This window comes from uncultured Anaerococcus sp., assembly GCF_963510915.1.
Taxonomy (GTDB): Bacteria; Bacillota; Clostridia; order Tissierellales; family Peptoniphilaceae; genus Anaerococcus.
This window is the reverse complement of record NZ_CAUPHG010000041.1, coordinates 1-14,082: the sequence shown is the minus strand read 5'-3', so window position 1 is coordinate 14,082 and position 14,082 is coordinate 1. Positions and strand designations below refer to the sequence as shown.

Genomic DNA, 14,082 nt, shown 5'->3' with positions numbered 1-14,082 from the left:
AACCGGTTATGAGCAAGCTCATAACTGTTTTTCGGACTCACTACGTTCGTCTCGAAAATGCAGTGCACTTCCTCCACTGCACCCAAAGCGTGGGACTAGGCCACAGGGTTCGAGTCCCTGACATAAGCAGTCTTTCCATAGCTCGCTATCGCTTGCTAGGACAAGACTAAGCCTCTGCATAAGTCTTTCCATAGTTCACTAACGCTCACTAGGACAAGTCTATAAAGCCCCACCAAGTACTTCTACGTCGAAGTATTTTTTTGTGCGTAGAACCGGTTATGAGCCTACGGCTCAAACCGAGCTGAAACTCATCTGCTTCGCAGACTTTTTCGTGCTAGAGAAAACCGATTGCTTTGCAATCTCTTCGTGCTCTCGCACTAATTTTTCTCCTTAAACATCCAAAATCCCTGTATGTTTAAGTGCCCTATGTTTCAGCCTTGAAATCCCCAAATAGCTCTGCATAAGACTTTCCATTGCTCATACTCGTATTCTCAAGGACAAGTCTATAGCTACGGCATAAGGCTTTTCATTGCTCATCTTTGATTTGCAAGGACAAGTCTATAAACTCCTACCAAGTACTTCCATGTCGAAGTGCTTTTTTTGGATAAATTTGGGAGGAGACCTAACGGTTAAGCCCGTCAGCTCGTGGTGACTATAATCGACATGAAACTAAGCTGCTTAAAACTAGGCCGTCGGTTCGATGGGGACAGAAGGCATGGAGAAGTCTCTAGTAACTTTTGTTTAATAAATATGGTAAAGGTATCTGAGTAATCTTAAAATAGTGTTTTATTTACATAAATTCCCTAAGTCCCAACCAATGCCAAGCCGTGGTTGGTCCAGAGCTTGTGTTATGTTTCTCAAATCCCACAGCGCCGTCTCGAACCTACGGAGTAGGTGAGAGATCTTATAAATTCTAGACCAGTTCATTCGAAGAGCAATTCCCAAATTCATAAGGGCCCTCATCAACCGATGGTGTCGTTCGGGACAGCTCTGGGGTGCTGGGTTTTGGTATTTAGTTAATTTTAAAATCGAGTCTCATTTACAAATAATTCCCCAAGTCCTTACCAGTTTCAGTTTCTGTTTGTTTTTTTCAGCTTTAAGGAAATTACCATACTTTCCATCTTTCACTAACTAATTTGGGGGATAGATCTGTTGTTCCTGACTTATTTTATAGATAAACCATGAATGAATTTGCGTGGATTATCCATATCGTTTTCCATAACTTATAATAAATATATAAAGATTTTACATTTTGGGTATAAATAAAATAGAAAGATAAAAAGGAGAATTTATGGATTTTATTAAACTTGCTAGTGAGCGCTATTCTTTAAAAAAATATGATGGTAGAAAGGTTGAGAAAGACAAACTTGATCTTATTTTACAAGCGGCTAATCTTGCTCCAACAGCAAAGAACCTCCAGTCCTTTAAGATTTATGTAGCTGAGTCTAGTGAGGCCTTGGCTAAGGTTGACCAGGTGACACCTTGCCGCTATGGGGCATCAACTGTTCTTATACTTTCTTATGATAGGGATAATATTTTCACCTACCCAGGTGGCAAGTATGACTCAGGCTTTGAGGATACAGCTATTGTAGCAACTCATATTATTCTTGCAGCCAAATCCCTAGGAGTTGATTCTTGTTGGATAAATAATATGGATCCAGACGAGGTGAAATCCACCTTTGACCTTCCAGACAATGAAATTGTTGTTTGTCTGATTGATCTAGGCTATCCAGCTGAGGGCGCAGGTCCTCTTCCTAACCACACCAAGAGAAAAAATCTTACCGATTTGGTTGAATATATATAAAATGATCTTTAAGAGGGGGCGAAAACTCCAATAAATCAATATAATACAAAAAAGATAATATACAAGCCCCCTCCTTCCTTTCAAAATAATCGCCTTTGTTTGACAGCAAAATGTGTCAAATTCAAAAGGCGATATTTTTATGCCACAACCTACTAAAAATGGAATATAACTATATAAATTATCTATAAGTAGGCCTAAAATTAAATAAAATCCAGCCTATAACTTTCTTACAAATTCAAATGAAACTAACCAAGCTAGGCAAATAAAAAAGGCTCTCGAATTGAGAGCCTTGATATTTATGCTTTTTTAATATTATATGGAACTTTTTCTATAGTTTCCATCTCGGCATTGGCCTTTGTAGTGACCTTGCCTTTTTTTGTTTCAAGCACACCTGTAGCTATGATTGTATCCATAGCACCCTTTATAGCTTCATCGGTGTAGGTTTCAGCTGGATTGTCAATTGAGATTGTCCTTTGGCTGTTGTCTGCGTCTTTGAAATATAATTTTAATCTTCTTTTACTTACTTTTTCCATTTATGCTTCCTCCTTATTGTAATGATCCTACTTGGATTTTTTCTTCATTAGTCTTGTAGATTTCATAGGCGACTTCGTGGCTGTTATTCTTTACAAGCCCTAGGAAAGTCTCGGTGAATTTTTTAAATTCCTCTACACTAGCCTTGTCATTAACTTGGTCAAAAGTCTTTGTATAAGACTTTTTGCCAACCCCATCAACATCTTTGATTTCATACTTAATTTTAATTTTCATACTTACTCCTTATGTTATTTTTTGGCGCCGTACTAATAAGTAGAAATTTTTCCAAAAATGTCCCGAAAATATTGACAAAAAATTTATATATGATACAATATTCATATGAAGAATCAATCATATGATTAAAGACAAATATGAAAAGAGGTGCGGATGAAGGTAGACATAGACAATATTTCGGACAACGTCCTTAGTGATTTGGCAGATCTTTTCAAGATTTTTTCAGATTCTACAAGGATGAGAATCATGTATAGGCTCTTTGATGGGCCAGTAAGCGTAGGGGATATAGCCGACAGCCTCGATATGAGCCAATCGGCCATTAGTCATCAATTAAGAAATTTAAAAAAGAACAAGCTTGTCAAAAGCGAAAGGGAGGGCAAGTCCATTATCTACTCCCTTCTCGATGAGCACGTAAAATTAATAATTAAGATTGGTCTAGAACACATTTGCGAATAGACCACAAGGAGGAAATTATGAAAATCAAATACAAAATCGAAGGCCTAGACTGTGCTAACTGTGCAGCAAAAATTGAAGAAGCCATCTCTAAACTAGACGGAGTCAACAGCGTCAGGGTTTCATTTTTATCAGAAAAGGTGAAATTCGACCTAAGAGATGATGTAAATCTTGAAGAGCTTATAGCAAAGTCAAATGAAATTGCAGACAAGATTGAACCAGGATCAAAAATTTTGGTGGACTAGATGCTAAAATCAATGACAACAGAGCATAAGGAGACTTTTTTAAAGCTTGTCTTAATAATTTTCCTTAGCTTTGCCCTATCATATTTTGACTCCCACATCGCCTGGGTCAATATCCATATCGTAAGACTTTGGTTTTTGGCCCTCTATCTTTTTGCCGCATGGGATGTCCTAAAGGAAGCCTTTGAGGGGCTCAAACGTGGTCAAGCCCTAGATGAAAACTTCCTCATGACCATTGCCACAGTCACCGCCTTTATCATCGGTGAATACCTTGAAGCCATCGCAGTTATGGTTTTTTATGGTTTTGGCGAACTTTTTGAAGAAATAGCGACCCACTCCTCCAAGGAAAACATCAAACACCTCCTCGACCTAGTACCAGACCTTGCCAATAAGGTCCTAGACGATGGAACAGTCGAGGAAATCGACCTAGATGATGTAGAAGTGGGCGATATTTTGATGGTTCGTGATGGGGAAAAAGTCGGAGTAGACGGAGTAATCATCGAAGGAGTCGCTTTGGTTGACACATCTTCTGTCACAGGCGAATCTATGCCTGTCGAAGTAAAGCCAGGGGATGAAATAATATCCTCATCAATCATAAGCCAAGGCATCATCAAATATGAAGCCACCAAGGAATTTGATGACTCCGTAGCCGCAAAAATCATCGAACTAATCGAAGACTCCCACATGTCAAAATCAGACTCCGAGAGACTAATCAGCAGATTTGCCAAGGTCTATACACCAATAGTAGTAGCCTTCGCTGCCATCCTCGCACTAGTACCACCCTTGCTAATGGGCGGAGCCTGGTCAGACTATCTCATAAGAGCAGCCACCTTCCTAGTCCTATCCTGCCCATGTGCCCTAGTCTTGTCAGTACCCCTATCCTTCATGTCAGGTTTGGGACTTGCAAGTAGGGAAGGGATATTAATCAAAGGAAGTCAGTACCTAGAGGAACTCGTTGCAGCAGACATTCTCCTAACAGACAAAACAGGCACCCTAACCACAGGGGAATTTGTAGTAAAAGATATAGAATTTTTAGCAGACTACGATAAGGAAAAAGCGCTCGATTACATCTATAATATAGAAAAAATGTCAACCCACCCAATCGCCAGAGGAATAGTTACATCCTTGTCAAGGCCAGAAAACCCTGACTTATTCAAGACAGTCGACAACAAAAGTGGGCTGGGAGTAGTAGCAGAAAGCCAAAATGGCGAAGAAATTAAAATCGGATCAGCCAAATTTATCGGCATAGAAAATGAAGAAAAAAGAGCAGTATATTTAAGCATTGACTCCAAACCAATAGCCAGAGTCATTATAGAAGATGAAGTCAAAAAAGACAGCAAAAAAACTATAGACAGTCTCAAAAAAGACTTCAAGGAAATCGCCGTAGTATCTGGGGATTCTGTAGGCCCAGTCAAAGACTTAGCAGAAGAGCTTGACCTCACAGACTACTATGCAGGCTTAATGCCAAAAGATAAGCTAGATATCATGGAAAAATTTAAAAACCAAGGCCACAAGCTAGTCTTTGTAGGAGATGGTATCAACGATGCACCAGTCCTAAAAAACGCCAACGTCGGCATATCCATGGGCGAAACAGCCTCAGACCTCGCTATAGAATCCTCCGACATCCTAGTAGCCAATGGTGAATTTAAAGAACTTGCAAGACTAATGAAAATAGCAAAACTAACCAACTCCACAGTCATGCAAAACATCACCTTCATAATGACTGTAAAAGTCCTAATCCTAATCCTAGGCCTCCTAGGCCACGCCTCAATGTGGCTAGCTATATTCGGAGATGTTGGAGTATCAATAATAGCTATTTTGTGGGCAATGAGAATACTTAAAAAAAGGTTATGAAAATAGCCTTTTTTTTATGATTTTTTTATTTTTTTCTTCCGAGAAGAAACAATCTTTTTTTCACTAGGTGAGTCTATTATTCCAGGAATAACACCTTTTTATTTTGTTTATCCGAGATAAACTGCATCTATTATAAATTATCAATCTACTTACAGTTGAATCTTCGTAATTTTATAAATTAGATTATCTTTCTATTTATTATTGAATCTCCGTTCAAAGGGGAGGCACGAGGGGGCCCCTCACCCGCCTCCCCTTAAACCCCTCTCGGCTACACCCCCAACTGCTCCTTAGCGGAGTGCGAAACCAGAAGTTTGCCTACGGCAAACCACTTTAGTAGGGGGGCACCTTCGTATGAGATTATGTATATCCCCAGAGATTCTTTAATCTGCGGGTTGCTAAAAACTGATAACTCGCTAACGCTCAGACAATCAGTTTTCTTAACGCAACCCTAGATTAAAAATCATTCCCGATAAAATAGAGAAATGGTCCCGAAGTTTCAGATTTGCTAGGCTCGTTTGGCTTTGCCAAACATTGCTAGATAGGAGTTGTTCTTGAACGAAGAAGAAAAAAATCTCATTATCTAGTATTTTTGTAAATGAGGGAGGCGTTAAGAGCCTGCCCAAGCGGCCGAGAGCGTCTCACTGACAGCCACCTGCTAGTTAAGTTATTGTAACTACTGTGAACCAAGATTAAAATAAAAAGTAAAAGTCAGACGAGATTGAGATTTTTAGCCGACTGAATGTCAAAAAAGGTTGAGGATAGTTAAACTAAAACGAAGACGTAAACCCTACCAAAAAAAGATTTCCAAAGGAAATCTACTGTTAATGCTCCCCGCCAAGGGGCCGTTTGGAGGGGGTATCGTAAGGGGGTTTAAGGGGGAGCCGGTGGGGGGACATACGGAAAGTCCCCCTGGGCTCCCCCTTTGAACGAAGATTCAATAGTAAATAATAAAAAATATCATAAGACAAAATTAATATTAAAATTAAAGTTTAAAGAAAATATTCCTGGAATAATAGACTCACCTAGTGAAAAGGTCCCTTGGGGCTCCCCCTTTTTACGGAGAGGTCATGTAAATGACCTAGATTATCTAATTTATAAAATTACGAAGATTCAACTGTAAGTGAAATGAAATTTTATAATAGTAAAGAAATATTAAAACCAAATCATATGATACAGTCAATCTCGGATTGACAAGCTAAGGAACGTAATCTTTTTCAACGAACGCTCCTATCCGTCGCCTTCTTATGAAAAAATTACATAAGGTTTTTCAGAAATTTCTACTGCGGTGCTTTGCACATTGAGAAATTTTGAAAACCGTAAAAACTTTTATTAAAAGTTTTTACTACCATTATTCCTGGAATAATAGACTCACTAGTGAAAAAATGTTATATCAATCCCTCTTGGTCTTTTTTTATGAATCTTAATTTCCTCTTATCTTCTTCTAGTCTGGCTAGGATTTTTTCTAGGTTTCTTAGGCTTTTGGCTACGTCAAATTCCCTATATCTCATCCTTGATCTTAAACTTATATCATCTAGGATGCCTCTTACCTTGCCGGCTTCTGCCATTTTTGATGGGAGTCTTAGGCCTCTGGCTAGGTCTTGGTCATATAACAAGAGATCTGCTTCGAGATCTAGGATGGCTTGTTGGACTTTGTTGATTTTTGAATTTAGCTTGTCAGTTCTTTTTTTTCTGATAAAGTCCCCCAAGATATTTCCTCTCAGACAAGATGATGTGGTGTAGGCATATTGGTTGCCCATTTCCTTCATTGTTAGCTTCACCATTGCCCTTACTTGTCTGACCTTTCTAATCATTTTGTTAGTCTTTACAATTTTTAAATCTATATCCATGTTTTTCTTTCCCTTTCAAGATTCTCTTTTATATAATATACCCATTTTTCAAAATTGACCTTAATTTTATGATTAGTATAATTTATATATAAATATAGAAATGAGGATTACATGGCAGAAATACTATTTTATAATACCCACCTTGCAAAAGATTTTGATAAATTCAAGGAAATTTGCGATTCTAATGAAGTTAATATAATCGAAGTAAGACCTGAGGAGGTAGACCATTATGTGGGATACTTGCTTGGACTAGAAGGATTTTCTGATGAGAAGAAAAAAGCCAGTGACGAAAATGCTAATATAGACTTTGATTTCATATTGTTTTCTAATTTCGATAACCACAAAATGTTCAAGGTCATGGACGAGCTTAGGGATAGTGGGGCAAATGTCCAACACAAAGCAGGCACCACCCAAAATAATATCGGCTGGTCTTTGAGGGAACTGCTTATCGAAAATGACAAAGAAGCGAGAACCATGGGTCTTATCCATAAGATTAATGGCCAACTAGAAAAAGCTGGAGACCTAAAGGAAAAATACGGGGAAGACTCCCGCACCAAGGATTTAATAACAGAAATCCAAGGCTTTTTCCAAGACTCCTCAATATTCTCTCTCGATAAGACCAAAGATTACTATTTGAAACTCATGGACGAAAATTTGAGAGTCGAGAAAGAAAACCAATAATTATCAAGCAAAAAAGAGCGATTCCCCTAGAGGAAATGCTCTTTTTTAAATCTAATCTATTAGGTTTTTGTACTCTTCGACACCCTTCCTTATCCTCAATGGGTCTTTGAAAAAGTCTTTTTCAAGCTTAACAAGGACAGGAGCTAATCTCCACAAGGCGTAGAGGTTTGGAAGAGCCATAAGGCCGTTTAGGATATTTGACACTGTCCAAGCAAGCCCCAAATCCATATTCGCCCCTATAAAGACAAAGATTACATAAACAATCCTGTAATATTTCTTAATCCCATCTCCTAAAATATATGAACTAGCAAGCTCTCCATAATATGCCCAACCGAGAATAGTTGAAAAGGCAAATAGGCTAATACCAAGCGACAAGATTAAACCGCCGATAGAAGATGTGGAAGCAAAAGCGCTCGCAACAAGAGTCCTTGCATCAACTCCCACAGACCTATCCACACCTGTAGTCAAGATAACAAGAGCTGTCAAACTACAGATAATCATAGTATCAACAAAGACTTCGGTCATTCCCCATAGACCTTGGCGAACAGGGTGGTCAGTCGATGCTGAGGCGTGAGCCATAGGTGATGAACCAAGACCAGCTTCGTTTGTAAAAACACCCCTTGCCACACCTGCGGACATGACTTGCTTTATAGAAAGCCCTGCCACACCACCAGCCACACTCATAGGTGCAAAAGCACCTACAAAAATAGACTCGATAGCAGGTAAGAGGTTGGCACGGTTGAGAAATATTATCCAAACCGATCCTAAAATATAAAAAACGGACATAAAAGGCACAAGCTTTTCTGTAACCTTAGAAATGCTAGCAAGACCACCAACAATGACAATGCCAGCAAAAATACTCAAGAAAATGCCGGTAGTAAGGGTGCTAATCCCAAAATTATCCCTCAAAACACCAGCTATAGCATTTGATTGGGTAGAATTACCTATACCAAACACAGCGATTGATGCAAAAAGAGCAAAAGTCTTAGCAAGACCCTTATTTTTAAGACCCTTTTCTATATAATACATAGGTCCGCCAACAAAAGCGCCAGCCCTTTTCTCCCTATAGGCAAGGGCGAGAGTAACTTCTGCAAACTTAGTAGCCATACCAAAAATAGCAGCCACCCACATCCAGAAAATCGCACCCGGTCCGCCCATGATAATGGCAAGGGACACGCCTACGATATTACCAGTACCAACTGTGGCAGCAAGAGCAGTAGCAAGGGCAGAAAAAGGTGAAATATCACCATCCGCCTCATCATCCGCCTCAAAAATCCTACCCAAGGTATGCTTCAAGGCAAAACCCAACTTCCTAAATTGGACACCCTTTAGCCTAAAACTAATATATATACCGGTACCCATGATACCTAAAATAAGGGGCAAACCCCACAAAAAGTCGTTAAAACTCTCAATAATCTCTCTCATAATTTCATCCTTAAAAATATTATTTTATTATTTTATTCTAATAATTATCAATTACAACAGGGAGAGAAAATTTTTTTGTAAAAAAAACGACCCCAAAGAGTCGTTAGTAAAAATTATTCAAATCTTTTTAGACCGTTATCAATCAGCTTTTCAATAGCATAACCCACACCCGATTTTAGGTTGGACTTGGTAATAAACTTGGCATGGGCTTTAAGCTCTGGCACCGCATTAGCCATAGCCACAGGAAAACCAGTCTGCTCAAGCATAGGAATGTCGTTTTTCTCGTTGCCAATAGACATAATCTCATCAGCACTAATCCCAAGCCTAGTAGCCATTTGCCTCACAGCATGGCCCTTATTGGCAGTCTTATTCATAACCTCAATCAAAAATGGGGCAGTCTGCACAGCATAGTAATTTTCTGTCACTTCCTCAGGCATATGGGCAAGAACATCCTTAATACTAGCCGCAGAACCAAGAATCAAAAATCTGCCAAAACGCATATTCTCTGGGAAATCTTCATAATTAACAGGAGTAATAGTGAGGTTATTAATAACGGCATCCATCTGAGTATAGAAACTTGGATTTTTGTGCCTAGAATAAAAGCCAACATCATCCATAGCAGACACCTCCACATCAAAACCAGCCATCAAATCATCAAGCCTAGCCAAATCATCCACAGTCTGATAAGACCCAGCTATAGCCTTTTTGCTAGCATTATCCACAATATAAGACCCATTTTGGCAAACAGTAAAATGCCCCTCTTTCATAAGACCGAGCCTTCTTAGGTACTTCTCCATAGAATGAAAAGGCCTACCAGAAGCCAAAGCAATATGGACACCAAGATCCCTAGCCCTATCAATCTCTATGATATTTTTCTTAGTTAATCTTTTAAGTGGAGTAACCAAAGTCCCATCCACATCAATGGTAATTAATTTAATCATAGGGATACTATACTATTTTTTTCGTCCGAGACGAAACAATCTATATTATATTTTTTATTTTAAATTTATTTTTATAACTTATAATTTCTCAGCCAGTTACGTGGCTGCTCCGTTAAAAGGGGAGCCCTAGGGAACGTTTCGCACGTTCCCTCATCGGCTCCCCTTAAACCCCTTCCGTTACACCCTCCGGGCGACCCCTCTCGGGGGACAATGTGTTTGCCTACGGCAAACGTGTTGGTATAGTGGAGCCGTTGTTTAGGAATAATATTATCTTAAATTTTTAAAATCCCAAGCCTCCTAAAAATTGCAATCTCGTCTAACTTGTGTCTGACTTTTGAAATTCGTTCACAGTAGTTACATAGTCTTTATTCACAAGTGACTGTCAGTGCAATTTTCTTTACGGAGTCTTGGGATTTTAAAATACTTGGTCTTTAGTTTTTTATCTTCTTCGTTCAAGAATAACCCTCATCCGGCAATGTTTGGCAAAGCCAAACGAGCCAAGCAAATCTAAAACCTCGAAAAATAGTAAGACCCACAATCCCTCGCTTCGAGCGAAGTCGAGAAGTCTCTCGCTGTTCTTATATAATCAATATGGCATAGGAATCAAGAACAAATAAAACTAAAAAAGCAAAACCCATCTAGCAATGTTTGACGAAGTCAAACGAGCCTAGCAAATCTAAAAGCTCGAGACCATTTTTCCCTTTTATCGAGCTAAGATTTCTAATAGAAAGCCCCGTTAAAAAAACTGATTGTTTGAGCGGAGCGAGTTATCAGTTTTTAGGGGCTTGAATATTAGAAATCTCTGGGGAGAACAGTTTTCTTAAACAAGGTAATTTTCTCTACACAAAAAAGCTTGCGAAAGCAAGCTACCTTATCCGCACTCCGCCAAGGAGCCGCTTGTGGGGTGTAACGGAGTGGGGGTGTAAGGGGGAGGGCGATGAGGACCCATGCGGAAGGGTCCTTGGGCCTCCCCCTTAGAACGAAGATTCAATAGTAAATAGAAAGATAATCTAATTTATAAAATTACGAAGATTCAACTGTAAGTAGAATGATAATTTATAATAATAAAGAAATATTAAAACCAAATTATAAGGTGTTAATACCGGATTAATAGACTCACCTAGTGAAAAAAAGATTGTTTCGTCTCGGACGAAAGTTAAGTTATCACGGATAACAAAAGGAAAAATTGTTGGTATAATACTAAAGATAAGTGAAAAATTAAGTTCTATATAATATAGGAGGAGAAAAAATGATTATTGGAATACCTAAAGAATTAAAAGACCAAGAATCAAGAGTGGCTGCTGTCCCTGGGGCTGTGGCTGATCTTGTCAAAAATGGAATAGAAATCCTTGTTGAATCTGGGGCAGGGCTTGGCTCTGGCATAACAGATAGCGACTATGCCGAAGCAGGGGCAAAAATCCTTGACTCAGCCGCAGATATTTGGGAAAAATCTGACATCATCTACAAGGTCAAAGAACCACTCAAGGAAGAGTACCAATACCTCAGAGAAGGCCTCATAGTCTATTGCTATCTCCACCTAGCTGGCAATGAAGAACTCTTAGACCAATTATTAGCCAAAAAAGTCACCGCCATAGGCTTTGAGACAGTCCTCAAAGACGGCAAACTCCCACTCCTCCGCCCAATGTCAGAAATCGCAGGCAGGATGGCAGTTCAAGAAGGCGCAAGATATTTAACCATACCAGAAGGCGGCAAGGGTATCCTACTTCAAGGCGTGCCAGGAGTAAGACCAGCCAACGTGGTCATAGTCGGCGCAGGCACAGTAGGCACAGCCGCCACCCGTATAGCAGTCGGCATGGGAGCAAGAGTTACAGTCCTAGATGTCAACATCGACTCACTAACAAAACTCCACAACATCTTCCCAGACAAAATCGAAACCCTTTACTCAAACCCACTCAACATTGACGAAGCAGTCAGCGGGGCAGACCTAGTCATCTCCACAGTCCTAATACCAGGCAGACGTGCCCCACAACTAATAAAAGTAGACACAGTCAAGAAAATGACCGAAGGCTCAGTTGTAGTCGACGTAGCCATCGACCAAGGCGGATCAACCGACATCACCAAAGACCACGCCACCAGCCACTCCCACCCAGTCTTCAAAGAATACGGAGTCACATTCTACGCAGTAGGCAACATACCAGGAGCAGTCGCCAAGACATCAACCTATGCCCTCTCAAATGCCACCACCATCTACGCCAAAGCCCTCGGCAAAGGCGGCTTCAAAGAAGCCCTAGCAAAATACCCAGAACTCGCCACAGGAGTCAACACCTACCAAGGCGAAGTCACCATCCAATCAGTAGCCAAAGACACCAATCACCCATACAAAGAATTAGAAATCTAAAAAACAAGAGAAAAAACAAGAAAGACGGTACACACAACCGTCTTTTTTTAATCGCCAAAACCAAGCGACCCACCCCCAGTCGCCACCCCACCCCAGCGCCGTCCCGACAGAAGGAGCGAGCATGCCCCTCGGCACGTAGAGAGGACTGACGAGGTACCTTATGAATGAAAGACCACCCTAACCAAAGAGACCTAGTACATTATATCTATCCTTCATCACTTCCTACATCCATATCCCTAAGCTATAAGATCCCTCGTCGAAACCTATGGTTTCTCGCTCGGGACGGCGCACAAAGATACACCTAACCGCCACCTAAGAGCCGCCACCCAAGGATACCCACTCGCCACCAACCGCAAGTAAAATTGCTTAATTCATTTTAGCAAAAAACCCCAAAACCCCTTGCCAAAAATAAAAATCTACTGTACAATAAAAGTACATTAAAAGTCTAACATAGACTGAAAGGAGAAAATTATGTATAAAGAAATAATAGCAATTTTACCAGAGCAAGTAAAAGGAAAGGGAATATATTCCCGAATATACACAGAAGACAAATCAATCCTAGATCCTAGAACCCCATCCCTCTACCTCAAAAACCTCTACGAATCTAGAGGCAAAAACAAAAGGCAGATGGATAAGAGAATCAGACAGACCTACCAAATCTATAGAAACATCCCATACGCCATAGACTCCAACCACGTCTTTTTTGGCTTCAAACTAAGGTCAACAAACATCAAAGACAACAACCGAGCCTTCGTCAATGTCAAATTTATAAAGGAAATCAAAAACAACAACCTCATCCTAGACTCAGGAGAAGAAATACAAACCGAAACCGCCAGCAAAACCCTCATCCAAAACAAAATAGTAGCCCAAGCCCTACTAATGGAAGAAATCATAGACAAAACCCTAGAAAGAGAAAAAAGCGTGAGATACATGGTGGGATACCTTAGGTAGTTCTTTCGTCCGAGACGAAATAATCTTTTTTTCTTCTTTATCCGAGATAAATTATCCTTATTATATTTTTTATTTTAAATTTATTTTTATCTTATAAATAATCTCAGCCAGTTACGTGGCTGCTCCGTTAAAAGGGGAGCCCTAGGGAACGTTTCGCACGTTCCCTCATCGGCTCCCCTTAAACCCCTTCCGTTACACCCTCCGGGCGACCCCTCTCGGGGGACAATGAGTTTGCCTACGGCAAACGTGTTGGTATAGCGGAGCCGCTGTTTAAGTTTTACTATCTTCAAACTTTTTTGACATTCAGTCGGCTAAAAATCTCAATCTCGTCTGACTTTTACTTTTTATTTTAATCTTGGTTCACAGTAGCTACAGTAACTTGTATTATAGATGGCTGTCAGTGAGATTTTCTTAACGCCTCCCTCATTTACAAAAATACTAGATAATGAGTTTTTTTCTTCTTCGTTCAAGAATAACCCCATCCAGCAATGTTTGGCAAAGCCAAGCAAATCTAAAAGCTCGAGAAATAGCAAGAACCACAATCCCTCGCTTCGAGCGTAGTCGAGAAGTCTCTTGCCACCTTTATATAATTAATATGGTCTAGGAGTCTATAAACAAATCAAACAAAAGTACTAACACCCATTCACAATGTTTGACGAAGTCAAACGAGCCTAGCAAATCTAAAACCCAGAGACCAAATTTCTCCTTTATCGGGAATGATTTTTAATCTAGGGTTGCGTTAAGAAAACTGATTGTTTGA

General features: G+C 39.9%; 12 protein-coding genes. 7 read left to right on the top strand and 5 right to left on the bottom strand.

Annotated features, from left to right (window positions below):
• Positions 1 to 1,291: 1,291 nt before the first annotated feature.
• A complete protein-coding gene (locus RQ893_RS04945; RefSeq protein WP_311481941.1) occupies positions 1,292 to 1,804 on the top strand; it encodes a nitroreductase family protein in 513 nt (170 codons plus the stop codon).
• Between the two features lie 296 nt (positions 1,805 to 2,100).
• Here the strand turns inward: RQ893_RS04945 and RQ893_RS04940 are convergent, their stop codons facing one another.
• Together RQ893_RS04940 and RQ893_RS04935 are read right to left on the bottom strand one after the other, a co-directional pair.
• Positions 2,101 to 2,337, bottom strand: a complete 237-nt coding sequence (locus RQ893_RS04940) for a DUF2922 domain-containing protein (RefSeq protein ID WP_311481940.1) — start codon at positions 2,335 to 2,337, stop codon at positions 2,101 to 2,103.
• A gap of 13 nt (positions 2,338 to 2,350) precedes the next feature.
• A complete protein-coding gene (locus RQ893_RS04935; protein WP_311481939.1) occupies positions 2,351 to 2,569 on the bottom strand; it encodes a hypothetical protein in 219 nt (72 codons plus the stop codon).
• Between the two features lie 153 nt (positions 2,570 to 2,722).
• On the opposite strand from RQ893_RS04935, the gene RQ893_RS04930 reads away from it, so the two are divergent.
• The 3 genes from RQ893_RS04930 to RQ893_RS04920 are packed head-to-tail and all read left to right on the top strand — an operon-like array spanning position 2,723 to position 5,118.
• On the top strand, positions 2,723 to 3,025 hold the full coding sequence (locus tag RQ893_RS04930; protein ID WP_311481938.1) for a metalloregulator ArsR/SmtB family transcription factor: 303 nt from the start codon (positions 2,723 to 2,725) through the stop codon (positions 3,023 to 3,025).
• A 17-nt stretch (positions 3,026 to 3,042) separates the two neighbouring features.
• On the top strand, positions 3,043 to 3,267 hold the full coding sequence (locus RQ893_RS04925) for a cation transporter (RefSeq protein WP_311481937.1): 225 nt from the start codon (positions 3,043 to 3,045) through the stop codon (positions 3,265 to 3,267).
• Positions 3,268 to 5,118: a heavy metal translocating P-type ATPase gene (locus tag RQ893_RS04920; protein WP_311481936.1), complete on the top strand. Its 1,851-nt coding sequence runs from the start codon at positions 3,268 to 3,270 to the stop codon at positions 5,116 to 5,118.
• Between the two features lie 1,385 nt (positions 5,119 to 6,503).
• Here RQ893_RS04920 and RQ893_RS04915 read toward each other — a convergent pair.
• The gene (locus RQ893_RS04915) at positions 6,504 to 6,965 is read right to left on the bottom strand and encodes a hypothetical protein (RefSeq protein WP_311481935.1); all 462 of its coding nucleotides are present in this window, start codon (positions 6,963 to 6,965) and stop codon (positions 6,504 to 6,506) included.
• A 111-nt stretch (positions 6,966 to 7,076) separates the two neighbouring features.
• Between RQ893_RS04915 and RQ893_RS04910 the strand changes: the two genes are divergently transcribed.
• Positions 7,077 to 7,646, top strand: coding sequence for a DUF3783 domain-containing protein (locus RQ893_RS04910; RefSeq protein WP_311481934.1), 570 nt, complete (start codon positions 7,077 to 7,079; stop codon positions 7,644 to 7,646).
• Positions 7,647 to 7,697: 51 nt separating this feature from the next.
• Here RQ893_RS04910 and RQ893_RS04905 read toward each other — a convergent pair whose 3' ends face one another.
• Complete coding sequence (locus RQ893_RS04905; protein ID WP_311481933.1) at positions 7,698 to 9,071, bottom strand: sodium:alanine symporter family protein; 1,374 nt, start codon at positions 9,069 to 9,071, stop codon at positions 7,698 to 7,700.
• Between the two features lie 113 nt (positions 9,072 to 9,184).
• Positions 9,185 to 10,012, bottom strand: a complete 828-nt coding sequence (locus RQ893_RS04900; RefSeq protein WP_311481932.1) for a Cof-type HAD-IIB family hydrolase — start codon at positions 10,010 to 10,012, stop codon at positions 9,185 to 9,187.
• Between the two features lie 1,249 nt (positions 10,013 to 11,261).
• Here RQ893_RS04900 and ald point away from each other — a divergent pair.
• Both ald and RQ893_RS04890 read left to right on the top strand, forming a co-directional pair.
• Entirely contained in the window at positions 11,262 to 12,371 is a 1,110-nt protein-coding gene (gene ald, locus RQ893_RS04895; protein WP_311481931.1) for an alanine dehydrogenase, read from the top strand.
• Positions 12,372 to 12,842: 471 nt separating this feature from the next.
• The gene (locus tag RQ893_RS04890; RefSeq protein ID WP_311481930.1) at positions 12,843 to 13,322 is read left to right on the top strand and encodes a hypothetical protein; all 480 of its coding nucleotides are present in this window, start codon (positions 12,843 to 12,845) and stop codon (positions 13,320 to 13,322) included.
• The last annotated feature ends 760 nt before the right edge of the window (positions 13,323 to 14,082 follow it).

Bases quoted from the DNA above. Each gene is read 5' to 3' on its own strand.
- RQ893_RS04920 (WP_311481936.1), top strand. From the start codon at position 3,268: ATGCTAAAATCAATGACAACAGAGCATAAGGAGACTTTTTTAAAGCTT.
- RQ893_RS04900 (WP_311481932.1), bottom strand. From the start codon at position 10,012: ATGATTAAATTAATTACCATTGATGTGGATGGGACTTTGGTTACTCCA.
- RQ893_RS04930 (WP_311481938.1), top strand. From the start codon at position 2,723: ATGAAGGTAGACATAGACAATATTTCGGACAACGTCCTTAGTGATTTG.
- RQ893_RS04940 (WP_311481940.1), bottom strand. From the start codon at position 2,337: ATGGAAAAAGTAAGTAAAAGAAGATTAAAATTATATTTCAAAGACGCA.
- RQ893_RS04925 (WP_311481937.1), top strand. From the start codon at position 3,043: ATGAAAATCAAATACAAAATCGAAGGCCTAGACTGTGCTAACTGTGCA.
- ald (WP_311481931.1), top strand. From the start codon at position 11,262: ATGATTATTGGAATACCTAAAGAATTAAAAGACCAAGAATCAAGAGTG.
- RQ893_RS04890 (WP_311481930.1), top strand. From the start codon at position 12,843: ATGTATAAAGAAATAATAGCAATTTTACCAGAGCAAGTAAAAGGAAAG.
- RQ893_RS04915 (WP_311481935.1), bottom strand. From the start codon at position 6,965: ATGGATATAGATTTAAAAATTGTAAAGACTAACAAAATGATTAGAAAG.
- RQ893_RS04910 (WP_311481934.1), top strand. From the start codon at position 7,077: ATGGCAGAAATACTATTTTATAATACCCACCTTGCAAAAGATTTTGAT.
- RQ893_RS04935 (WP_311481939.1), bottom strand. From the start codon at position 2,569: ATGAAAATTAAAATTAAGTATGAAATCAAAGATGTTGATGGGGTTGGC.
- RQ893_RS04905 (WP_311481933.1), bottom strand. From the start codon at position 9,071: ATGAGAGAGATTATTGAGAGTTTTAACGACTTTTTGTGGGGTTTGCCC.
- RQ893_RS04945 (WP_311481941.1), top strand. From the start codon at position 1,292: ATGGATTTTATTAAACTTGCTAGTGAGCGCTATTCTTTAAAAAAATAT.